Below are 21,348 nucleotides of genomic sequence, written 5' to 3' on the forward strand. Positions count from 1 at the left end.
CAATGGAGATAGACCGTAAAAATTTAGTTGAACAATATGGGAGAATGGTTGCTACCATTGCTCATCGTATGATCCAGAACAAAGAGATAGCGAAAGAGGCGGCACAGGAAGTCTGGTATGAAATCTTTAAAAGCCTGTCCTCTTTTAATGGTAATTCTGAATTGTCAACGTGGATATATACGATTGCGAAACGGACTATTTTACGGTATGCCCAAAATGAAAAGGTAGTCACTTTGCTGAACTTGGAACAATTCAGAGGTTTGGAGGAAATTGAGTATTCCGGTTCTGACGAGGATCGGAAAGAATGGGTAAAGGAACGGTGTGACTGGTGTTTGACTGCATTGAATCACTGTTTAAATAACGATGCCCGTTTGATCTTTATATTTAAAGAAAATATAGGTCTTTCCTATAAACAGATCAGTAGTATTATGGAAATGTCGGTAGAGAATGTCCGGCAGATATCCTCTCGTTCAATAACTAAGATCAGTCATTTTATGAATGATACCTGTCCGTTATATAATCCTGTCGGGACTTGTAAATGCCGGATCTGCAAACAGGTTTACTGTATCGATCTGGAGAAAGAATATTCAACCGTTTTGAAAATGATACGGCTGGCCGATCTGTATCATAAATTTGAAAAAGATTTACCGAGAAAGAATTATTGGGAAAAATTTTTGGACTGAGTTGTCACATATCCTGCTCTTCCGTTCACTAATGATTAATGTATAACTTAAAAAGTAAACATTATGAATCGAATTGAATTTTTGAGAGAGCAGATCATTGAATCAAGAAATTTTGTCAATCGCCTGGTTTCGGAACTCCCGGAAGATTTATGGTTTGTCATACCGGAAAATACGGATTCAAACTTTGCCTGGCAGATCGGACATCTGATCGTCGCCCAGAACTTTCATGCAATTACTGTGATAACAGGATGGAATGAAAAAGTCAACCGGGTGATTCCTGTGGCACAGTATAATAAATTGTTTAATGGGATGGGTACTTTACACCGGTCTGTCAAAGAGGAGGTTGTAACTGCTTTCGTATTGAAAAATCAGTTGGACGCAGTTCATGAAATTTGTATTGAAAACCTGTTGGCTTTAAGTGATGGTATTTTATATACTCCATTGGAACCTATTCCCTTTAAACATCCGGTCGCAAATAACAAATATGAGGCATTGTCCTGGTGCTTCAAACATGAAATGTGGCATAGTGCGGAGATGGAAGAGATCAAGCGGAGACTGGGATATCCGATCATTTGGCTGAATAAATAAACCTGCTCGTGAACAATGTTATAAAACATACTGTTATATATCTGAAAGCAAAAAGATAAAAGGAGATAGAGAGGCAGTGGCCTCTGAGTTTAGGTTATTAATTTAATGTTTTTAGGTATTATGAAACGTTTAGGTATGGCTGTAGCAGCTATTTTATTATGTGCAACAGTAGGTTTTGCACGCGAGAACCGGAACAATGTGAGTAAAGAACCGTTTGCTATTAACTTTGAGAAACTGAGTTATTATTTACAATTAACCCCCTCTCAGGTGAATGAAGTAGCAAACATTAATGAATACTTCCTTGATATGCAACGTGAAAGTCTTCGTTCGAGCGAAAGCAAGCAACAGAAGAAAATGCACCAGGCTGTCTATGGGAATTTGAAATTGATGAAAAAGGTTCTGACTCCCGACCAGTATCGTAAATATGTAACATTGTTGAATGTGACAAATAATAATAACCGTGCATTGAGCCTTTAATAATAAAAGGCGTCGGGATTGTTTGATCCCGTATCGCGGTTGTTGAAAATAGATAGAGGAGATTACACAATTTGTTTGTGTAGTCTCTTCTTTTTTTATCTATCTTTGTGACACTTAAAAGAACAAATAATGATTTAATCTTATCATGAAACAACTAGGTTTTCCTTCTAATGCTACATTGAGAAGTAATGCTTTCGACTATTCGCTGATCGTTGTCGGAGCTTTTCTCCAGGCACTGAGCTATGTGCTTTTTCTCGCCCCTTATAAAATCGTACCGGGCGGGGTTTATGGTATTTCCATTGTTTTACATTATGTCACGAAAGGACTTTTCTCCATTTTTCCGGATGGTTTGCCGATGGGGGCTACCGCTTTGTGCTTCAACGTGCCGTTGCTGATACTGGCGATGAAAAAGATCGGACTTTCTTCCGGACCGAAAACAATAGTGACATTTGTACTGATCTCTGTTTTTACAGATACTTTATCTTATTTCTGCGGAACGGAACCGCTGGTAGAAAACGATACTTTTATTGCCTGTTTTTATGGCGGTGCGATATTGGGTCTGGGTGTGACTTGTGTCTTTAAGGCACAAAGTACAAGTGCGGGAACCGATGTGCTGGCCCGTGTGATTGCCAATAATTCTAATCTGAAAGTTAGTAATATGATCATATTGCTTGACTCTGCTATCGTAATGCTCGGTTTGATCGTATTTCAGGATTGGGCAGTGCCTTTGTATTCCTGGTTTGCCATCTTTGTCTATGGGAAGGTCGTGGAAATGTTCCAGACAGAGAATCCGAATCGTGCCGTATTCATCGTATCGAAGAAAACACAGGAAATAAAAGACCTGATTGTCGGCAAGATGGGGATGCGCGGAACTTTCCTGCATGGACGCGGAATGTATGAAGGACAGGAGAAAGAGATCATTTTTACGATCGCTGAACGTAAAGATATGCCGCGTTTGAAAGACGAGATTAAAGATATTGATCCACATGCGTTTATCTCGACGATGCATGCAAGCAAGGATTCACCTCGGCCGGGAATTTGAGGATTTGAAAATGGAGAATTGAAAATTGAAAATTAAATGAGCGGAAAACATGCAAACCGATATTAATTTTCAATTTTCAACTTTCAATTTTCAATTATTTCCTATCTTTGCCGAACTTTAAACTAACATATAGAAAAAGTAATGCCTAATATCTCACAGCGGGGTGTCAACATGCCGGCTTCCCCCATTAGAAAACTTGTTCCGCTAGCCAATAAGGCTAAGGCAAAGGGTACCAAGGTGTACCATCTGAATATCGGTCAACCGGATTTATCTACTCCTGAGGTCGCGATGGAGGCGATGCGCCGTATTGATCGTAAGGTTTTGGAGTATTCACCCAGTGAAGGGATTCGTAGTTTCCGTGAGAAATTGGTTAAATATTATGCGAAATTCAATATCAATGTCGATGTTGACGATATAATCATCACTACCGGTGGCTCGGAAGCTGTGTTCTTCTCTTTTATGGCTTGTCTGGATCCGGGGGATGAAATTATTGTTCCCGAACCTGCGTATGCAAACTATATGGCGTTTGCCATTTCCAGCGGGGCTGTGATCAAAACAGTTCCGTCTACTATCGATGAAGGTTTTGCCCTTCCTTCGGTAGAACGTTTTGAGGAACTGATCACACCGCGTACGAAAGCGATCCTGATCTGTAACCCGAACAATCCGACCGGCTATCTGTATACACAGAAAGAAATGGATCAGATTCGTGATATTGTGAAGAAATACGATCTGTTCCTGTTTTCGGATGAGGTATATCGCGAGTTCTGTTATACGGGAGCCCCTTATATCTCTGCTTTCCATTTGAAAGGGATAGAGAATAACGTAGTGTTGGTCGATTCTGTTTCTAAACGTTACAGCGAATGCGGTATCCGTATCGGTGCACTGATCACGAAGAATCAGATGGTGAAGGAAAATGTTATGAAATGGTGCCAGGCCCGTTTAAGTCCTCCATTGATCGGACAGATCATTGCCGAGGCTTCATTGGATACGCCTGAAGAGTATATGTTGGAGGTGTATAACGAATATGTGGAACGTCGCAAATTCCTGATCGACGGTCTGAATCGTATTCCGGGATGCTATTCTCCGATCCCTATGGGAGCTTTTTATACGGTTGCCAAACTGCCCGTGGATGATGCCGATAAGTTCTGTGCCTGGTGTCTGGATGAATTTGAATATGAAGGACAGACAGTCATGATGGCTCCGGCTTCCGGTTTCTATACAACACCGGGTTTGGGTAAGAATGAAGTACGTATTGCTTACGTATTGAAAAAAGAAGATTTGGCAAATGCGTTGGTTGTGCTGGCTAAAGCATTGGAAGCTTATCCGGGAAGAGTCATTTAACGAATTATAAAGTGATTTGAACTTAGAATTATTTATAGCACAAAGAATTCATTTCAGTAAGGAGGGGGACCGTCAGGTAACACCTCCTGCTGTTCGTATTGCCATAATTGGGATTGCGCTCGGATTGGCGGTAATGATTCTTTCGGTGGCTATTGTAATCGGGTTTAAAAAAGAAGTCCGTAATAAGGTGATCGGTTTCGGTTCTCATATCCAGATCACCAATTTCGATAATAACAGTTCATACGAAACGACACCGATTGCGGTGAGCGATTCCTTGCTTCAGGCTCTTCAGGAGTTTCCCGGAATCAAACATATAGAAGCATATGCCACTAAGATGGGGATTCTGAAAACAGATAGCGATTTTCAGGGGATTGTATTGAAGGGTGTCGACACGGATTATGATTGGAGTTTCTTCCGGAATAATCTGAAAGAGGGTGAAATCCTTACGATAAACCCGGATAAAAGTTCGATAGATATCATTATTTCCAAATATTTATCCGATTTATTAAATCTGAAACTGGGAGATTCGGTTCGGACTTATTTCGTTCAGGAAGATGTTCGTGCACGCAAATTCAACATAGCCGGGATTTACGAGACTGGTTTTATGGATTACGACAAGTTGTTTGTCCTGGCGGATATCAAGCAGATACGTCGTTTGAATGGCTGGGATAAAGACGAAGTCAGCGGACTGGAATTGCTTGTCGATGACTACAACGATCTGGATCAGATAGCAGAAGACCTGTATTTCAATTTGGTTGAACAACAGGATCGTCATGGAAATACCTATTTTACCCGTTCGATCAAGGAGATGAATCCGATGATATTTAACTGGCTCGATGTGTTGGACGTGAATGTGGTCGTTATCCTTATCCTGATATTTTCTGTTGCCGGTTTTACAATGATATCCGGTTTGCTGATTATTATTCTGGAGCGGACTAATATGATCGGTATCCTGAAAGCGTTGGGAGAAAACAATGCCAGTATCCGTAAGATATTTCTCTATATCTCCTTCTTCCTGATAGGGAAAGGGATGCTTTGGGGAAATGTGATCGGGATTGCTATCTGCCTGATCCAGTCTCATTTTCATATAATAAAACTGGACCCGTCCACCTATTATCTGGATGCAGTGCCTATCGATCTGAGTGTACTCTCTTTAGTTCTGCTGAATATCGGAACGCTGTGTGCATCCATGTTGATGATGCTCGGCCCGTCTTACCTGATCACTAAGATCGATCCCGCCAAAAGTATTCGGTTCGAGTAATCTTCCATTAATTTTCAATTCTCAATTTTCAACTTTCAATTATTCACAGCCTGAACGTATAATCGTTCTTCCCTCTGAATATACGGTATATTCTTACATACAGATTGAACAGTGGTAAGATCAACTCCAACAGAAATAGCCAGCCTGTGACCGGTTTCTGTTGCAGGAGCTTGGCCGATTTGTGTAGGATGGCAGCTTTACAGGAAAACCGGATTATGTAAAGTAAGCCGGCCAGTATGGAGATCAACCAGTTTCCGAGGATACCCAATACGATACTGGTAATAACCGCGATGAAGAACAGGAAGTAGCTGATGCTCTCCGTTCTGAAAAAGGTCAGATTCCAACCTTTATAATAACGCTGGGTCGCAGCACGTGATACTTTCATTTCTTTCCACATACTGAAACGGTCTATCTTTGCCATTTCGGTGATGCTATCCGGAGAATATTCCACCCGGGTGTTATCTTTGGTGGCGGATTCATTGATGAACAAATCATCGTCTCCGGCATGTAGGCTGAGCGATTTGTAATAACCCTTATGAGCAAAGAACAAGTCTTTCCGGTAGGAGAGGTTACGACCGTTTCCGGTATAGGGATTTCCGGTAAGGGCAGACGAAATGTATTGCAGTCCGGTCATCAGGTTATCGTAAGCGACCAGTTTGTGGAAAAATCCTTTATGGGGACCATACGCACAGAAACCTAAAACAATGCTTGTCTTGGATGTATAGTTGCGTGCCATAGTAGATACCCAGTTTTTACCCATCGGTTCGCAATTAGCCTCGGTGAAAAGGAGGATGTCGTATTTGGCAGCTTTAATTCCGACGGTGAGTGCCAGTTTTTTGCGGCTCAGGTATTTTACGTCTTCCGGAATATAGGTGTGATAAAGGTGATCGTATTCGTTTTTGAAGGTTTTTAAAACCTCGTCACTCTCATCCGTGGAGCCATCGTTGACGACGATAATTTCGTATTCCGGATAGTTCTGGTTCAGTAAAGCCGGGAGATGTTTCCTTAGATTCTCCGATTCGTTCTTGGCATAGACAATCACGGAAACGGCGGGTTTGGCCTGTCCTGCCTCCATTTGTCTCCTTTTTGCCTGTCTCAACGGACGGGCATAAGTAACAAGATAATACAAAAGCTGGATGATGAAAAGACCGGCAGTTGTAGCCGCCAGGATCAATTCTATATGGTTGAAAATAAGTAAGTCGTTCATTCTTGAATATGTAAATTTAAAAAACGTACAAATGTACATGTTTCCTGCCTAATTACCACACTCATAAAAGAAATATCCCGTTTCGTTTATTCTACTGAAAAATACTATATTTGTAGATGGCGAATAAAAATAAAAGAAAAGAGGTGGTTGGTGTACTTGCTGGTGTTCTGTTCACTGCCTGTCTGCTGGTTGGTATTGTGATACTATCCTGCCATGTTCGTATTCGTAATTATGCAAAGGAACTCGTTTATGACGATACGGAACAAATCCCGGAAAATAAAGTCGGTTTATTGCTGGGAACTACACCTATGTTGAAGAACGGACGGAGTAACCTGTATTTCGATTACCGGATCGAAGCCGCTGCCGAATTGTATAAGTCCGGAAAGATAAAATATATCCTGATCAGCGGGGACAACCGTCGGCGAAATTATAACGAGCCTGAAGAGATGAAAAAAGCTCTTCTGATGTATCATATTCCCGATTCGGTCATTGTCCTGGATTATGCAGGACTGCGTACCCTGGATTCGGTTGTCCGTGCCAGGGAGATATTCGGGCAAGATCGTTTCACCGTTATTTCTCAACGATTCCATAATGAACGGGCTTTGTTCCTGGCTGGTAAGCATGGGATTCAGGCTGTCGGTTTCAATGCACGCGATGTGGATACCTATGCCGGATTCAAGACACGTATCCGCGAGTTGCTGGCGAGGGTAAAAGTCTTTATCGATCTGGCGACACGGAAGCAACCGCGCCATCTGGGTGAACCGATCCCTATTCCCTGAAAGTTCCTGTTTATACCAGTAAATGTGCAATTAATGTAAAAGACGGACGGAAAGAAGGAAGTACTTTTGTCGCGGTAATTTTAATAGGTATAACGTGATGAATAGAAAAATGGGAATCGTGGTTCTGGTCCTTTCCTTACTGGCGGCTCTGGAACCTCTGAGTATAGACCTTTATCTTCCTGCTTTTACAGATATTGCTGAGAGCCTGCAGGTTTCTCTGGGTGAAGTACAAATTTCCTTATCCATCTTCCTGGCGGGTTTTGCCCTCGGACAATTGTTCTGGGGATCGCTATCCGATTATTACGGACGGAAAAATCCGATTCTGCTGGCAACTGCTTTATACACCGTAAGTTCGTTTGCTTCCATCTATGTGACTTCGATAGAACAACTTTGGGTAATCCGTTTCTTTCAGGCTTTCGGTGGGTGCGCCGGTGTTGTGGTCGGACGTGCAGCCGTAAACGACCTGTTTGTGAATGAACAACGGACAAAAGTATTCTCTTTGTTGGTGATTATTTCAGGTATTGCTCCTGTTATTGCACCGACTATCGGTAATTTACTTTTAAAACAATGGCATTGGCACGGGGTGTTCAATACAATGGCATTGTTAGGCGCTTGTACCATTTTGCTGACCTGGGTATTTCTTCCGAAAAGTAAACCGATACCTTTATCCGAGGGTGTAACAGCAAAGAAACCTTCGTTGAGGGAGATGACGAAAGGATATGTGCGGGTGATGAAAGTATGGCCGTTTGTGGTTTATACGATTATTGGCTGTATGGCTTACGGCGGTTTGATGGTGTATGTTTCCAATGCTCCGTTCCTGATCATGGAGAAGGGAGGAATGTCGGGAGATACGTTTGCCATTATTTTCGCAGTCAATTCGTTAGGTTTGATGTTCGGTACCTATATTATTAATTTCTTCCTGAAATATATGACGTTGAAGAAGCTGGTGAGATATACGCTTGTCTTTCAGTTGTTGATCGGGGTATTGTTGGTGGTGACTTCGTTGGTGTCGACTTCCGTCATTCCTTTGCTGGTGCTGGTTTTCCTGAATCTGATTCCGATCGGGTTGCTGCTTCCGGCAACGACTTCGCTTGGATTGGCTTATTTTAAGGAAGATAGCGGGGCAGCTTCGGCATTGATGGGATTCCTGCAATTATTGTTTACCGGGATATTGTCGGCGGTAGTCAGTTTCCTGCAGAACGATTCGGTGGTACCGATGATGTGCGGATTGTTTGTTTGCGGACTGACCTCTTTCGTGCTGTTGTTTGTCGATACACGGCGACGGTTGGCGGTGATCAAAGTCCGTTCATGACAGGTCTTTCTTCAGTAACGACCGGAATTGTTCGGGGGTACAACCACTTTGCTCCTTGAAGAAGCGGGTGAAATAAGAAGCTTCGCTAAATCCCAGGCTGAACGCTATTTCCTTGAAGCTCGAAGCTCCGGAACTGATCATGCGTTTGGCTTCCAGTAATAGCCGTTGGTCTATCAGTTGTTTGACTGTGTGGCCGACGGCCTTTTTTGTAAGCTCGTTCATCCGTTTGTTGCTGAGATTTACTTCGCGGGCATAGAAGTCGGTCGTACGTTCGTTGATGTAGTGCTTGTCTATCAGGGATAAGACTTTGCCGACACGTATATCCTGGTCGATCCGGGTGTCGGTATATAATAGCAACAGATGAGTGATCAAAGCGTGCATGTATGAGTTGAGCAGACTTTTCCGGTGTTGCCCTTCATGTTCGCAGTAGATCAGATGAACGATCTGGCGGACGGCAAAGATTTCTTTCTCCGGGAGAAGAAGCATATTCGGAAATGTATGATCCGCATACCTCTCGATATGAAGGCAGAGGCGCTCGAAATAATCGGGATTGATAGCGAATAGGAATCCTTTCTGATCTTTTAGTTTCAGTGTATGTACTTGTCCGGGACGGAGTAGGTAAAGCTGGTTGGCTTGCAACGGATATTCGACGAAGTCGATGCTGTGGCTTTCGTTTGTCCCAGTATCCGTAAAGAATTGCAGTTCGTAGAAATTGTGCCGGTGCGATCCCTGAAAATTCAAGGGCGCACAGTTTTCGATCCGTTCGACGACAAAGAAGTCCGTTTCATCCAGGTTATGTACGGGAATATTATCTAAGAACATTTCACTCTGTTTTATCGCAAAGATAGCTTTTTAATCCTTATTTTTGTATGGCATATCCTCCTAAAATATGAATGAAACTGTTCTCGAAAAACTGAAAATATTAGCAGAATCAGCTAAGTACGATGTATCCTGCGCGTCAAGCGGTACTTCCCGTTCCGGAAAGAAAGGAATGGTCGGAAGTGCGGCAGGGTGGGGGATTTGCCATAGTTTTGCGGAAGACGGGCGATGTATTTCCTTACTGAAGATCATGCTGACCAATTATTGTATGTATGATTGTGCCTACTGTATCAACCGCCGGAGCAATGATCTGCCCCGGGCGACGCTTTCCGTAACGGAGCTGGTCGATCTGACGATCGAGTTTTACCGGAGGAATTATATAGAAGGTCTCTTCCTGAGTTCGGGGGTGGTACGTAGTCCGGACTATACGATGGAACGTTTGGTCCGTGTCGTGAAAGACCTGCGGCTGATACACCGTTTCAACGGTTATATCCATATGAAAAGTATTCCCGGAGCCAGCCAGGAACTGGTGAATGAAGCCGGATTGTATGCCGACCGTCTCAGTGTGAATATCGAGATACCCAATGAGAAAAGTTTGCAGACACTTGCTCCGGAAAAAGACTTCAAGAGCGTGTTTGCCCCGATGCGCTATATTCAGCAGGGCGTGTTGCAAAGTGCGGAGGAAAGGAAGCGTTTCCGGCATGCACCCCGCTTTGCCCCTGCCGGGCAAAGCACGCAGATGATCATCGGAGCGACAGCCGATACGGACAAAGATATTCTCCGTTTGTCGTCAGCTCTCTATCAGCGTCCGACGATGAAACGTGTCTATTATTCGGGGTTTATCCCGGTGAATGATTATGACAACCGGCTTCCGGCATTGAAGCAACCGCCTCTGGTGAGGGAAAACCGTTTGTATCAGGCAGACTGGTTGTTACGTTTTTATGAGTTTAAGGTGGACGAGATCGTGAATGATGCTTACCCGGAACTGGATCTGGAGGTCGACCCGAAGTTATCGTGGGCACTGCGGAATCCGCATATGTTTCCGGTCGATATCAATAAGGCGGATTATGAGCTGCTTCTCCGTGTACCCGGTATCGGGGTGAAATCGGCGAAGATGATCGTTGTCTCTCGCCGCTATTCCCGTCTGGGATCGGAACAATTGAAAAAGATCGGGGTCGTGATGAAGAAAGCGCAATACTTCATCACCTGCCATGAACTGGCGATGCGGACGGTAAACGAATTGACGCCGGAGAATGTACGCCACATCCTGACTCAGAAAAAAGGCAGGAAGCTGGACGACCGCCAACTAACAATTCAATTTCAGGATGTATTGTGAACGTGATATAGAGGTAGAAAAGTTGCATTCTTTACGGGTGCGTGGATTGAAACAGGACGTATTGTGATTGCTTTTATATATGACAAAACTTTCGAGGGATTACTGACTGCCGTCTTCGACGCTTACGTCCGGAAGTCTTTTCCCGATGTACTGCTTGCGGAGGGCGAGCCGTTACCTCTGTTCTGCGAGGAAACGGTGACGATTTATTCCGACAAGAAAAAGGCGGACCGGGTTTGGAAAGGGCTTGAAAAGAAGGTGTCGAAACTATCCCTGTCGGGGTTGACAGTCTCCTGGTTGTCGGAACTGCCGGAGGTCGATATGTTGTTGTTCCGTTATATCCGCAAGGCGCTCGATCATTCCAAGTCCATCGAGTTGAATTTCGGTGATCCCGATGTGCTGCAGATCTCCAAAGTCTGGAAGAAAGTGAGTAACGAGCGCCTTCGCATTATGCAGTTCCTCCGTTTTCAGAAAGCATTGGATGGCACTTACTTCTCAGCCGTCGAACCTATATATAATGTTTTGCCGCTTGTCCTGCCGTATCTGAACGATCGTTTCGGTGATCAGAAATGGCTGATCTATGATATGCGCCGGGAGTACGGCTATTATTATGATCTGAAAGAGACGATCGAGGTCCGTTTTGAACAGAAGGAAGAGCATCTGTTATCCGGTTTCCTCAATGAGAGTCTGATGGATAAGGATGAGAAATTGTTCCAGCAGATGTGGAAAGAGTATTTCAAGACGATTGCTATCAAAGAACGTATCAACCTGAAGCTACACCGACAGCATATGCCTGCCCGTTTCTGGAAGTATATGACGGAAAAACAGTAGCATCCTATCTTTTTTGTCCGACTAAAGCTGTTTTTTTTCGCAGGAATCGCTTGTACTTCTTGTTCTGATCCCCATTTTCCCATCTTTTACACCCGGATGTGAACGATACTAAGACCCGGGTGTGAAGGGTATAGAGACCCGGGTCTCAAGAAAGATATCTGACTATATCGTTAATAATAAGATATATACATCACCAACTTTGTCGGGTAGTTTTGTGATAGTATGATGGTTGAAAATAGTACTATCATAACAACTGTCATAGGTCTTATCCTTTAAATATCAAAACATTTTGGCTATTTGTGATAGTATGATAGTTGTTTTTTTAGTTTTTTATTTCTGCCAGATTTCCCAGGCTGCGAACGCTTGCAACAACAGCATCTCAAGACCGTTTTTAACGACGGCTCCTTTTTCTTTTCCTTTCTTCATAAAAAGTGTTTCATCCGGGTTATACAGCAGGTCGTATAACAGATGGTCTGGGGTGAGCAGATCGTAAGGAATATCCGGGCAACTGTTGATGTTAGGGAACATTCCGAGCGGTGTGGTATTGACAATGACAGTGTATTGTTCCATCGTCTTAGGTGTGATCTCCTCATAGGTAATGCAAAATTCTTTTGGCTTGCGTGATACCAAAGTAGCTCCGACACCCAACTGCTTCAATCCCTGGAAGACTGCTTTAGAAGCTCCGCCTGTTCCGAGGATCAGGGCTTTCCGGTGTGTTTCATTCAATAAGGGTTCGATCGACTGCTTGAAACCGATAATGTCGGAATTGTAACCTTTCAGTTTCCTGCCGAAAAGACCTTTTGTAAACTTGATCACGTTGACGGCACCGATCAGGCGTGCATCTTCATCCAGTTCGTCCAGATAAGGGATCACCTGTTCTTTATAAGGGATCGTAACGTTCAAACCATTTAATTCGGGATTCTCTTTCAGAACATTCTTTATCTCTTTGATGTTCGGAATCTCGAAATTTACATATTGAGCATCTATCTTTTCCGCCTCAAACTTCTGGTTGAAATAAGTTTTGGAAAACGAGTGCCCGAGTGGATATCCCAATAAACCATATTTCTGCATAACCTTCTTCTTTTTTATGTTTAAATTGTAGGGGCAGTTCGCGAACTGTCCTTACTGGCTGTATATAATGAACAAATCCCAAAGGTAAAGGTACGTGCTTTCGCCTGTGCAAAACCTTGCCGTGCGAGTAGTTTCTCCATAACCTTTCCTTGAGGAACGACCTTGATGGATTCCGGTAAATAACTGTATGCCGCTTTTTCCTTTGAGAACAACCGGCCTATAAATGGAATGATCGTCTTTGAATAAATGCGGTAGAGCTGTTTCATCGGAAAATGTTCCGGGGTGGAAAGCTCCAGGATCATGAGATGGCCACCGGGTTTCAGGACCCTGAACATCTCTGCTATTCCTTGTTCTATATTTTCAAAGTTACGTACTCCGAATGCGGCAGTAACGGCATCGAACGAATTGTCCGGATAAGTGAGCGCCGTACAGTCTTGTTGTTCGAACGAAATATGCTCCGAAAGACCGGCACGGGCTACTTTTTCACGTCCGACCTGCATCATGCCTTCCGAAATGTCGGCGCCGATGATCCGGTCTGCCTTCAGTTTCTTTTGCATGGAGATGGCCAGGTCACCTGTTCCGGTTGCGATATCCAGTATCGACTTCGGAGAAAAAGGACGCAGGAAAGCAATGCCTTTCCTGCGCCATATTTTATCAATTCCGAACGAGAGCGTATGGTTCAGCAGATCATAGGTGCCTGCAATCGAGTCGAACATACGTCTGACTTGTGTGCTCTTTTGTTCTTCCCTGTTGTAAGGTAAAATCTGTTCCGAACCGTACTTCATATATTCTTATTTATTGTTCAGATAATCTGTAACGTTCTTTTCGATACGTGCAAGCAAGTCGTCTGTATCGCCTTTCACGAATTTTTCGCCGGTGATGTGTTCGAATAACTCAATGTAACGGTCGCTGATACCTTCGACGATAGCCGGAGTCATTTCAGGAACTACCTGGCCTGCTTTACCCTGGAAGCCGTTATCCATCAACCATTCGCGAACAAATTCTTTAGACAGCTGTTTCTGCGGTTCACCTTTGGCGAAACGGTCTTCGTAACCTTCTGAATAGAAATAACGGGAAGAGTCCGGTGTATGAATCTCATCGATCAGGTAGATCTTACCGTCACGGTGACCGAATTCATATTTGGTGTCGACCAGGATCAGTCCGCGTCCGGCTGCGATCTCTGTACCACGTTTGAAGAGCTCCATTGTATATTTTTCAAGAACGGCGTAGTCGGCTTCAGAAACAAGTCCCTGTTTCAGGATTTCTTCTTTGGAGATATCTTCGTCGTGAGCACCGATGGCAGCTTTCGTTGTCGGGGTGATGATAGGTTCCGGGAAACGCTGGTTTTCGCGCATACCTTCCGGCAGTTTCACACCACAGATTTCGCGTACACCGCTTTTGTAAGCACGCCATGCGCTACCGCAAAGGTAACCGCGTACGATCATTTCAACAGGGAAACCTTCGCACTGCACACCAACGGTAACCATTGGGTCGGGTGAAGCCATTTTCCAGTTCGGGCAAATGTCGGTGGTCGCGTCAAGGAATTTGGCAGCAATCTGGTTCAACATCTGGCCTTTGTAAGGAATACCTTCCGGCAATACTACGTCGAAAGCTGAAATACGGTCGGTTGCGACCATCACCAATACTTCGTCATTGATATTGTACACGTCGCGTACTTTACCATGATAGACACTCTTTTGTCCCGGGAAATTGTAATCTGTTTTAACTAACGCCTTCTTCATGACCAATTTATTTTTAATTGTTTTCTGATAGTTTGTTGTTCTTTTCTATTGTTGTTTTAGGCGAGTGGGCCTTTGTCTCACTGCGTCGTTTATCGTCGAATTTGTCGTACGCTTCCACTATACGTTGCACCAGTTTATGTCGTACGATATCTTTCTTATCGAATTCAATTTTGCCGATCCCTTTTACGCCTTTCAGTATCTGCATGGCCTGCACGAGTCCGGAAGTTGCTGTGGGGGGAAGGTCGATTTGCGTTACGTCACCGGTAATAATCATTTTAGCGTTCATACCCAGGCGGGTGAGGAACATCTTGATCTGGTGCGTAGTCGTATTTTGTGCTTCATCGAGGATAATAACGGCATCGTTCAGCGTACGTCCGCGCATAAAAGCCAGCGGGGCAATCTGAATCACATTATTTTCCATATACTCTTTGAGTTTCGCTCCCGGTATCATATCCTGCAGGGCATCGTACAACGGCTGGAGGTACGGATCGAGCTTGTCTTTCATTTCTCCCGGAAGGAATCCCAGCTTCTCGCCGGCTTCGACGGCGGGACGACTTAGGATGATCTTTCTTATTTCTTTGTTCTTTAATGCTTTTACGGCCAGGGCGATGGCTACGAATGTCTTACCTGTTCCGGCCGGGCCGGTGGCAAATACCAGGTCGTTATTTTCGAATGCCTTCACCAGTAATTGCTGGTTTTCGGTACGGGCAACGATCGCCTTACCGTTCATCCCATGAATGATCAGGTTCTCCTGTTTAACGACAGTCGGGGCTTTGCCTTTAATAATGTCGAGTATGACATCTTCTGTCAGGGAATTGAACTCTTCGCAGTATTTCTCAACTTCCCGGATTTTCTTCAGGAACAGTTCGGATTCATCTTCGTCTCCGATTACTTTCATCACATTTCCTCGGGCAACGATGCGAAGCTTGGGAAACAGTGTTTTGATAAGCTGCATGTTCGCATTGTTCACTCCGTAAAAAATAACCGGGTCTACACTTTCCAGAATATATATTCGTTCTATCATCCGTTCTTTTCCTTTTTCTTTATAATTTTTATGTTTTTATCCCATCTATTATTTAGGTACGCAAAATTAGTAATATTCTTTGTCTCCTAAATAGATTCGGGCTTTTTTTTGAGATATAACTATCGGAACATTTCTTTAAGCTTCCAGTCGTCTTGCCTGCAATCCCATATGGCATGTATTTCGATGAGGTCGGGACTGATCGTATAGATCAGCTTGTAATGTTTTTCGACAACAAACGAATGAAAGTTTTGTGGAAAATCCTTTAATGAAGGTTCGAGAGGTCCTGCGTGAGGAAATGTCTTTAACAAGTCGGCAGAATCAATAATTCTGTTATATAAGCGAACGGCAGAGCATTCGCTCTTCTTACTGTAATAATCGTAAATATTTTCAAGTAAGGTAATAGCTTGTGGTAACCACTTTAATCTTGTTGGTATAGAGGGTGTCTTTTTCGTAATTCATCGGAAGTCATACCTAACCCTTGTTTGGATTCTTCTATAGATTTTTTCAACACCTCTTTCAGCTCATCTACCGTCATTTGTGCTGGCAGGCGTTCGACTTTCTTGCCTGTGTGCTGGCTGATAAGATTTTTGATCTTATGCAACAACTGCTCGTCATCGATTTGCTTTAATTGTTCAATCAGTGAAAGTTTTAGTTCTAAAGTACTCATATCCATATTCTTTTATTTATACTGTTTACAAAAGTACGAAATCTTTTTTCTCTTGTCCTGTTAAGTCTGTTATTTTTCTTATTTTTGTTTCCCAAAATCAAAAGGGATGAAATTATTTATAAATACAATAAGTTTACTGGCCGTATTGATGGCTGTTTGTGCTTTTTCTTCTTGCAAGGAAAAGCGGGGTGAGTTGAAAACCATTTGGTATAATGGTAGTTATAACCGGGACTTTAATGACTTGAATGATGTTCAACTGGCGGTAGCACAGAAAATAGGAATAGAACCTATCAGTAATCGGGATGATGCCGAACATGCCTCTAAGAAAATGAAGGAGATCAAGACCTGCGATTATTATGAAGTGGAAGAATTGAAACATTCCATCCCTTATCTGATCCCCGAAGCTGCTACATTGCTGGAAGATATCGGACGGAATTTCCAGGATTCCCTTTATAACCTGAATGCTTCCATTTATAAAATAAAAGTGACAAGCGTTACCCGTACAGTCGATGACGTGAAGAAATTAGGAAAACGCAACTATAACGCTTCTATGAATTCTGCTCATCGTTACGGAACAACCTTTGATATTTCCTGGGTTCGTTATACCAAAATAGACGAAAAGGATACCTTGAATATCGATAGCGACCGTCTGAAAATGGTACTTGCGTCTGTGCTCCGCGATCAGCGAAAGGCTGAACGTTGTTATATCAAGCACGAACGCAAGCAAGGCTGTTTCCATATTACAGTCCGTAAATAACGGAGTGTAATGACTCTTATTTCAGGATATTTTCTTCAATGATCTTTTTTAACTCGTGCTTGGGCATTGTTCCAAGCATGAATTCTTTTGTCCCGTCTGGTTTGCAGATAAGGAGTGTAGGGATAGTACGGATGTTGAATGCCGTTTCCAAAGCTTCCTCATCGTCTACATTTACTTTATAGATATCCAGTTTTCCGTCATACGTTTCGGCGAATTCATCCAATATCGGGTCCAAACGTTTGCAGTAACCACACCATGGTGCCTGGAAATCTACGATACAAGGTTTATCTCCTATATATTTCCAATCTTTCGGGTCAGCTTCGAAATTACCTACTTTCTGAATGAAATCTGCTTTTGTCAATTCTACTGGTTTCATATGCTTATTGTTTTTATTTACAGTGCAAAGTTACACAGGATAAAGAATCGATGACATAGCAATATGGCTAATATACTTGTCAATTTTTCCGTATGTCCGTTTTAAAAGTTACTGCCGACTATCCTTAAAATAATTGTATAAGAAGTAGTCCAAGCAATACAGAAACTCCGGTTGCGATCAATCCGGGGATCATAAAAGAGTGATTCAGGATATATTTCCCGATATGGGTAGTTCCTGTACGGTCAAAATTGATCGCAGCTACGACTGTCGGATAATTCGGTATGAAAAAGTAACCGTTTACGGCAGGGAAGAGGGCGATTAACATATAAGGAGATATTCCCAGCGCCAATCCTAAAGGAAGCAAAGCACGTACGGTTGCTGCCTGGCTGAACAGCAGAATAGACATCAGAAACAGGGCGATCCCGAATAACCAAGGCATTTCGGTAACGATCTGTTCAATCGAGCCTTTCAGCTCCGCCATATTCCCGCCGATAAAAGTGTCGCCCATCCAGGCAATACCGAAGATGGCGACAACAGCCTGCATACCGGCAGAAAAAACCGAACCCTGAACGGCTTTGATCCCGTCCGTCCGGGTTGCCAGTAGGATGATGGCAGCAGCCGATAACATCAATATCTCGATAATGTAAGCCATCGACAGAGACTGGCCGTTGAATGTCGGACGGATACTTTCGATAGAACCGAACAGGATGATACCGATAGTCGCCAGGATAAATATGATGACCGACCAGCCGGCCGCTTTCTGATTCTTTACATCTTTCAACTCATACTTCTGGGTTGTGAATTCTCCTTCAGCAATACGTCTTTTGAATTCAGGATCGTCTTCCAGCTCTTTACCGACACGTAGGGAATAGAAAGCACCAGCCAGCACACCTGCCAGCGTACAAGGCACGGAGATCATCAGAATATCGAATAGAGTCACATTGAACCCTTGTCCTACCAGCATACTCAACAGAGCCACGGTAGCAGCAGAGATCGGACTGGCTGTAATAGCCTGCTGTGAAGCGATCACGGCAATACCCAGCGGGCGTTCCGGACGTATTTTCGTTTCGGTCGCCACTTCCGCGATAACCGGTAAAACCGAGTAGGCTACATGTCCTGTCCCGGCAATGAATGTGAAAACATAGGTAACCAGCGGACTTAATATTGTAATTTTGGAAGGATTCTTACGAAGAAGTTTTTCTGCCCATTTCACCATCAGGTCCAGGCCACCGGCTGCCTGCATGCAACTGGCTGCAGCGATGACGGCTACGATCATCAACATTACGTCGATAGGAGGAGAAGTTGGTTCGAGCCCGAAGACAAAAGTCAGTACGGCAAGCCCGAGTCCACCTAAAACACCAAGCCCGATACCACCAAGACGGGCTCCGATTATAATTGCAATTAGTACAAACGCTAGTTGAATTAACATATTCAGTAACTTGTTATTGTAGATTTAGTTTGTGAAAGCTGCAAATTTAGCTATTTTTGCTGCGCTAAGAACTACAAAAACATTAAAATGCGCATGAAAAGATTCAATTTAGTTATTTTAGTCGCGTTATTCGGACTGCTGACCAACCTTTCAGCACAAGTACGCAGTGAGTTCCTTCTGGAGAAAAACTGGAAGTTCACCCGTGAGGATAACCCCGACTTTATCAAACCCGCTTTCGACGACAGTAAATGGCAATCGGTGACAGTCCCTCACGATTGGGCGATATACGGTCCGTTCAGTTCCCAGAACGACAAGCAGGAAGTAGCCATTTCACAGGATGGCCAGAAAGAGGCAATGGAACACGCCGGACGTACAGGCGGTTTGCCTTTTGTTGGTGTCGGTTGGTACCGTACCGAGTTTGAAGTCCCCCAGTTCGCTGAAGGTAAAAAAGCATCCATCCTGTTCGATGGAGCGATGAGCCATGCGAAAGTGTATATTAACGGAGAAGAAGTAGGGTATTGGCCTTACGGATATAACTCGTTTCATTTCGATATTACGAAGTATCTGAAACCGGGACAGAAAAATACATTGGCTGTCCGTCTGGAAAACCTGCCGGAATCATCCCGCTGGTATCCCGGAGCCGGTCTGTATCGTAACGTGCATGTGATTGTTACGGAAGATGCACATATCCCTGTTTGGGGAACGTATGTGACAACTCCTATCGTAAAGAAAGAATTTGCCAAAGTGAATGTAAACACGAAGGTGAACCTGCCGGCAGGAGCTGACCCGAAACAATATGCAGTAAAAACAAGCCTTCGTAATCCGAACGGACAGATGCTGGTAGAGACAATGCTTCCATTGACCGACATTAAATATAATAACGGTTCGGTCGACCAGGAGTTTATTGTTCATACTCCGACACTTTGGTCACCGGATATGCCGGCCCTGTATGTGGCAGAAAGCCGTTTGTACCGGAACGGAACCGAGTTGAAAGACGAATACACGACCCCGTTCGGTATCCGTTCTATCGAGATCATTCCGGGTAAAGGCTTTTTCCTGAACGGTGAAAAGACCGTGTTCAAAGGCGTATGTAACCACCATGACCTGGGGCCGTTGGGGGCAGCCGTGAATGATGCCGCTATCCGTCGCCAAATCCGTATCCTGAAAGAGATGGGGTGTAATGCGATCCGTACTTCCCACAACATGCCTGCCCCTGAACTGGTGAAGGCTTGTGATGAGATGGGTATGATGCTGATGGCTGAAAGCTTCGACGAGTGGAATGTCGCTAAATGTAAGAACGGCTACAATCTCTTCTTCGATGAATGGGCGGAAAAAGATATGGTAAACCTGGTTCACCATTTCCGTAATAACCCGAGTGTGGTGATGTGGTGTATCGGAAATGAAGTTCCGAACCAGTGGATTGAAGGAGATGCCAAGATCGCCCGCTTCCTGCAGGACATCTGCCACCGGGAAGACCCGACTCGCCCGGTAACGCAGGGTATGGATGCGCCGGATGCTGTCGTAAACAATAACTTTGCTGCGGTAATGGAGGTTGCCGGTTTCAACTACCGTCCGTTCAGATATCAGGTTAATTACAAGAAACTACCGCAGGAAATTATTCTGGGAAGTGAGACGGCTTCAACGGTAAGTTCACGCGGTGTCTATAAATTCCCGGTTGAACGCAAGGCGATGGCTGTCTACGACGATCATCAGAGTTCTTCTTACGACGTAGAGCATTGCGGCTGGTCAAACTTGCCGGAAGACGATTTCATCCAGCATGAAGACCTGCCTTATTGTATCGGCGAGTTCGTATGGACCGGTTTCGACTATCTGGGTGAACCGACTCCGTATTATACCAACTGGCCGAGCCATAGTTCCCTGTTCGGTATCATTGACCTGGCCGGTATTCCAAAGGACCGCTACTATCTGTATCGCAGTCATTGGAACAAGGCTGAAAAGACGTTACATGTCTTGCCTCACTGGACATGGCCGGGACGTGAAGGTGAAGTGACTCCGGTGTTCGTTTACACCAACTATCCTTCTGCCGAGCTGTTCATCAACGGAAAGAGCCAGGGCAAACGTACGAAAGATCTGAGCATCGACATCGACAGCAGTTATACCGAAGCAGCTCAGAAGAGTTTCGAACGTCAGAAACGCTATCGCCTGATGTGGATGGATACCAAATATGAGCCGGGTACGCTGAAAGTGATTGCTTACGATAAGGATGGAAACGCTGTTGCCGAAGAGGAAGTACATACAGCCGGTAAACCTCATCATATCGAGCTTTCTGCTGATCGCAATAATCTGACAGCCGATGGCAAAGACTTGTCTTTCATCAATGTGCGGGTAGTAGATAAGAACGGAAACCTTTGTCCGGATGCCACCAACCAGATCAAGTTCAATGTTCGTGGAGCCGGTACATATAAAGCGGCTGCCAACGGTAATTCGGCAAGCCTCGAATCTTTCCAGGCTCCACAGATGAAACTGTTCAGCGGACAGCTGACCGCCATCGTACAAACGGAAGAGACTCCGGGAACGATCTACTTCGAAGCTTCTTCACCGGGAGTCAAGAGCGCACGGATCGAGTTGATAAGTAGATAAGATTATTT

At 44.1% G+C, this 21,348-nt stretch carries 22 protein-coding genes; 12 read left to right on the plus strand and 10 right to left on the minus strand.

Annotation, left to right across the window (positions count from 1 at the left end):
- Positions 1-2: 2 nt before the first annotated feature.
- From DWX23_RS18365 to DWX23_RS18390, 6 genes are all read left to right on the plus strand, one after another.
- Positions 3-683 (plus strand): RNA polymerase sigma factor, encoded by a 681-nt coding sequence (locus DWX23_RS18365; RefSeq protein WP_199673329.1) that lies wholly within the window; start codon positions 3-5, stop codon positions 681-683.
- A gap of 63 nt (positions 684-746) precedes the next feature.
- Positions 747-1,271 carry a DinB family protein gene (locus DWX23_RS18370; RefSeq protein ID WP_122375515.1) on the plus strand — a complete coding sequence of 175 codons (525 nt, stop codon included), beginning with the start codon at positions 747-749 and terminating at the stop codon, positions 1,269-1,271.
- A gap of 120 nt (positions 1,272-1,391) precedes the next feature.
- The gene (locus DWX23_RS18375) at positions 1,392-1,748 is read left to right on the plus strand and encodes a hypothetical protein (RefSeq protein ID WP_122375549.1); all 357 of its coding nucleotides are present in this window, start codon (positions 1,392-1,394) and stop codon (positions 1,746-1,748) included.
- 145 nt (positions 1,749-1,893) lie between these two features.
- On the plus strand, positions 1,894-2,790 hold the full coding sequence (locus tag DWX23_RS18380) for a YitT family protein (RefSeq protein WP_122352285.1): 897 nt from the start codon (positions 1,894-1,896) through the stop codon (positions 2,788-2,790).
- A 141-nt stretch (positions 2,791-2,931) separates the two neighbouring features.
- Positions 2,932-4,131, plus strand: a complete 1,200-nt coding sequence (locus tag DWX23_RS18385) for a pyridoxal phosphate-dependent aminotransferase (protein ID WP_122352286.1) — start codon at positions 2,932-2,934, stop codon at positions 4,129-4,131.
- Positions 4,132-4,147: 16 nt separating this feature from the next.
- On the plus strand, positions 4,148-5,392 hold the full coding sequence (locus tag DWX23_RS18390) for an ABC transporter permease (protein ID WP_122352287.1): 1,245 nt from the start codon (positions 4,148-4,150) through the stop codon (positions 5,390-5,392).
- Between the two features lie 43 nt (positions 5,393-5,435).
- Here DWX23_RS18390 and DWX23_RS18395 read toward each other — a convergent pair whose 3' ends face one another.
- Positions 5,436-6,599 carry a glycosyltransferase gene (locus DWX23_RS18395; RefSeq protein WP_122375516.1) on the minus strand — a complete coding sequence of 388 codons (1,164 nt, stop codon included), beginning with the start codon at positions 6,597-6,599 and terminating at the stop codon, positions 5,436-5,438.
- A 116-nt stretch (positions 6,600-6,715) separates the two neighbouring features.
- Between DWX23_RS18395 and DWX23_RS18400 the strand changes: the two genes are divergently transcribed.
- Together DWX23_RS18400 and DWX23_RS18405 are read left to right on the plus strand one after the other, a co-directional pair.
- Positions 6,716-7,378, plus strand: a complete 663-nt coding sequence (locus tag DWX23_RS18400) for a vancomycin high temperature exclusion protein (RefSeq protein WP_122375517.1) — start codon at positions 6,716-6,718, stop codon at positions 7,376-7,378.
- Positions 7,379-7,475: 97 nt separating this feature from the next.
- Positions 7,476-8,690, plus strand: coding sequence for a multidrug effflux MFS transporter (locus DWX23_RS18405; protein ID WP_122375518.1), 1,215 nt, complete (start codon positions 7,476-7,478; stop codon positions 8,688-8,690).
- On the opposite strand, the gene DWX23_RS18410 is transcribed toward DWX23_RS18405, so the two are convergent.
- Positions 8,685-9,512, minus strand: a complete 828-nt coding sequence (locus DWX23_RS18410) for an AraC family transcriptional regulator (RefSeq protein ID WP_122375519.1) — start codon at positions 9,510-9,512, stop codon at positions 8,685-8,687. The two genes, DWX23_RS18405 and DWX23_RS18410, sit on opposite strands and share 6 nt — an antisense overlap.
- A 67-nt stretch (positions 9,513-9,579) precedes the next feature.
- Here DWX23_RS18410 and DWX23_RS18415 point away from each other — a divergent pair, with 67 nt between their 5' ends.
- Together DWX23_RS18415 and DWX23_RS18420 are read left to right on the plus strand one after the other, a co-directional pair.
- A complete protein-coding gene (locus DWX23_RS18415) occupies positions 9,580-10,845 on the plus strand; it encodes a putative DNA modification/repair radical SAM protein (RefSeq protein WP_122352292.1) in 1,266 nt (421 codons plus the stop codon).
- A 63-nt stretch (positions 10,846-10,908) separates the two neighbouring features.
- Positions 10,909-11,673: a TIGR03915 family putative DNA repair protein gene (locus DWX23_RS18420; RefSeq protein WP_122375520.1), complete on the plus strand. Its 765-nt coding sequence runs from the start codon at positions 10,909-10,911 to the stop codon at positions 11,671-11,673.
- Between the two features lie 330 nt (positions 11,674-12,003).
- Here the strand turns inward: DWX23_RS18420 and DWX23_RS18425 are convergent, their stop codons facing one another.
- The 6 genes from DWX23_RS18425 to DWX23_RS18450 all read right to left on the minus strand — a co-directional run bounded on the left by DWX23_RS18425 (position 12,004) and on the right by DWX23_RS18450 (position 16,177).
- Positions 12,004-12,744, minus strand: coding sequence for a shikimate dehydrogenase (locus DWX23_RS18425; protein WP_122352294.1), 741 nt, complete (start codon positions 12,742-12,744; stop codon positions 12,004-12,006).
- A 20-nt stretch (positions 12,745-12,764) separates the two neighbouring features.
- Complete coding sequence (gene ubiE / locus DWX23_RS18430; RefSeq protein ID WP_122352295.1) at positions 12,765-13,529, minus strand: bifunctional demethylmenaquinone methyltransferase/2-methoxy-6-polyprenyl-1,4-benzoquinol methylase UbiE; 765 nt, start codon at positions 13,527-13,529, stop codon at positions 12,765-12,767.
- 6 nt (positions 13,530-13,535) lie between these two features.
- A complete protein-coding gene (locus tag DWX23_RS18435) occupies positions 13,536-14,486 on the minus strand; it encodes a phosphoribosylaminoimidazolesuccinocarboxamide synthase (protein WP_122352296.1) in 951 nt (316 codons plus the stop codon).
- 13 nt (positions 14,487-14,499) lie between these two features.
- On the minus strand, positions 14,500-15,510 hold the full coding sequence (locus tag DWX23_RS18440; protein ID WP_122352297.1) for a PhoH family protein: 1,011 nt from the start codon (positions 15,508-15,510) through the stop codon (positions 14,500-14,502).
- A gap of 119 nt (positions 15,511-15,629) precedes the next feature.
- Positions 15,630-15,965 carry a type II toxin-antitoxin system RelE/ParE family toxin gene (locus DWX23_RS18445; RefSeq protein WP_370450105.1) on the minus strand — a complete coding sequence of 112 codons (336 nt, stop codon included), beginning with the start codon at positions 15,963-15,965 and terminating at the stop codon, positions 15,630-15,632.
- Positions 15,929-16,177 (minus strand): hypothetical protein, encoded by a 249-nt coding sequence (locus DWX23_RS18450; RefSeq protein ID WP_122375550.1) that lies wholly within the window; start codon positions 16,175-16,177, stop codon positions 15,929-15,931. The genes DWX23_RS18445 and DWX23_RS18450 overlap by 37 nt, the downstream gene beginning before the upstream one ends.
- A 106-nt stretch (positions 16,178-16,283) precedes the next feature.
- On the opposite strand from DWX23_RS18450, the gene DWX23_RS18455 reads away from it, so the two are divergent.
- Positions 16,284-16,934, plus strand: a complete 651-nt coding sequence (locus DWX23_RS18455; protein WP_122352299.1) for a DUF5715 family protein — start codon at positions 16,284-16,286, stop codon at positions 16,932-16,934.
- Between the two features lie 16 nt (positions 16,935-16,950).
- On the opposite strand, the gene DWX23_RS18460 is transcribed toward DWX23_RS18455, so the two are convergent.
- Both DWX23_RS18460 and DWX23_RS18465 read right to left on the minus strand, forming a co-directional pair.
- Entirely contained in the window at positions 16,951-17,310 is a 360-nt protein-coding gene (locus DWX23_RS18460) for a co-chaperone YbbN (RefSeq protein ID WP_122352300.1), read from the minus strand.
- A 124-nt stretch (positions 17,311-17,434) separates the two neighbouring features.
- Positions 17,435-18,739 carry an anaerobic C4-dicarboxylate transporter family protein gene (locus DWX23_RS18465; protein WP_122352301.1) on the minus strand — a complete coding sequence of 435 codons (1,305 nt, stop codon included), beginning with the start codon at positions 18,737-18,739 and terminating at the stop codon, positions 17,435-17,437.
- A gap of 93 nt (positions 18,740-18,832) precedes the next feature.
- Here DWX23_RS18465 and galB point away from each other — a divergent pair, with 93 nt between their 5' ends.
- The gene (gene galB, locus DWX23_RS18470; RefSeq protein WP_122375551.1) at positions 18,833-21,340 is read left to right on the plus strand and encodes a beta-galactosidase GalB; all 2,508 of its coding nucleotides are present in this window, start codon (positions 18,833-18,835) and stop codon (positions 21,338-21,340) included.
- The last annotated feature ends 8 nt before the right edge of the window (positions 21,341-21,348 follow it).

Source organism: Parabacteroides sp. AF18-52 (assembly GCF_003479145.1).
Classification (GTDB): domain Bacteria; phylum Bacteroidota; class Bacteroidia; order Bacteroidales; family Tannerellaceae; genus Parabacteroides; species Parabacteroides faecis.

Excerpts from the sequence above, each read along its gene's own strand:
- DWX23_RS18370 (WP_122375515.1), top strand. The coding sequence starts at position 747 with ATGAATCGAATTGAATTTTTGAGAGAGCAGATCATTGAATCAAGAAAT.
- DWX23_RS18455 (WP_122352299.1), top strand. The coding sequence starts at position 16,284 with ATGAAATTATTTATAAATACAATAAGTTTACTGGCCGTATTGATGGCT.
- ubiE (WP_122352295.1), bottom strand. The coding sequence starts at position 13,529 with ATGAAGTACGGTTCGGAACAGATTTTACCTTACAACAGGGAAGAACAA.
- DWX23_RS18435 (WP_122352296.1), bottom strand. The coding sequence starts at position 14,486 with ATGAAGAAGGCGTTAGTTAAAACAGATTACAATTTCCCGGGACAAAAG.
- galB (WP_122375551.1), top strand. The coding sequence starts at position 18,833 with ATGAAAAGATTCAATTTAGTTATTTTAGTCGCGTTATTCGGACTGCTG.
- DWX23_RS18405 (WP_122375518.1), top strand. The coding sequence starts at position 7,476 with ATGAATAGAAAAATGGGAATCGTGGTTCTGGTCCTTTCCTTACTGGCG.
- DWX23_RS18460 (WP_122352300.1), bottom strand. The coding sequence starts at position 17,310 with ATGAAACCAGTAGAATTGACAAAAGCAGATTTCATTCAGAAAGTAGGT.
- DWX23_RS18465 (WP_122352301.1), bottom strand. The coding sequence starts at position 18,739 with ATGTTAATTCAACTAGCGTTTGTACTAATTGCAATTATAATCGGAGCC.
- DWX23_RS18440 (WP_122352297.1), bottom strand. The coding sequence starts at position 15,510 with ATGATAGAACGAATATATATTCTGGAAAGTGTAGACCCGGTTATTTTT.
- DWX23_RS18395 (WP_122375516.1), bottom strand. The coding sequence starts at position 6,599 with ATGAACGACTTACTTATTTTCAACCATATAGAATTGATCCTGGCGGCT.
- DWX23_RS18450 (WP_122375550.1), bottom strand. The coding sequence starts at position 16,177 with ATGAGTACTTTAGAACTAAAACTTTCACTGATTGAACAATTAAAGCAA.
- DWX23_RS18375 (WP_122375549.1), top strand. The coding sequence starts at position 1,392 with ATGAAACGTTTAGGTATGGCTGTAGCAGCTATTTTATTATGTGCAACA.
- DWX23_RS18425 (WP_122352294.1), bottom strand. The coding sequence starts at position 12,744 with ATGCAGAAATATGGTTTATTGGGATATCCACTCGGGCACTCGTTTTCC.
- DWX23_RS18400 (WP_122375517.1), top strand. The coding sequence starts at position 6,716 with ATGGCGAATAAAAATAAAAGAAAAGAGGTGGTTGGTGTACTTGCTGGT.
- DWX23_RS18380 (WP_122352285.1), top strand. The coding sequence starts at position 1,894 with ATGAAACAACTAGGTTTTCCTTCTAATGCTACATTGAGAAGTAATGCT.
- DWX23_RS18385 (WP_122352286.1), top strand. The coding sequence starts at position 2,932 with ATGCCTAATATCTCACAGCGGGGTGTCAACATGCCGGCTTCCCCCATT.
- DWX23_RS18415 (WP_122352292.1), top strand. The coding sequence starts at position 9,580 with ATGAATGAAACTGTTCTCGAAAAACTGAAAATATTAGCAGAATCAGCT.
- DWX23_RS18410 (WP_122375519.1), bottom strand. The coding sequence starts at position 9,512 with ATGTTCTTAGATAATATTCCCGTACATAACCTGGATGAAACGGACTTC.
- DWX23_RS18365 (WP_199673329.1), top strand. The coding sequence starts at position 3 with ATGGAGATAGACCGTAAAAATTTAGTTGAACAATATGGGAGAATGGTT.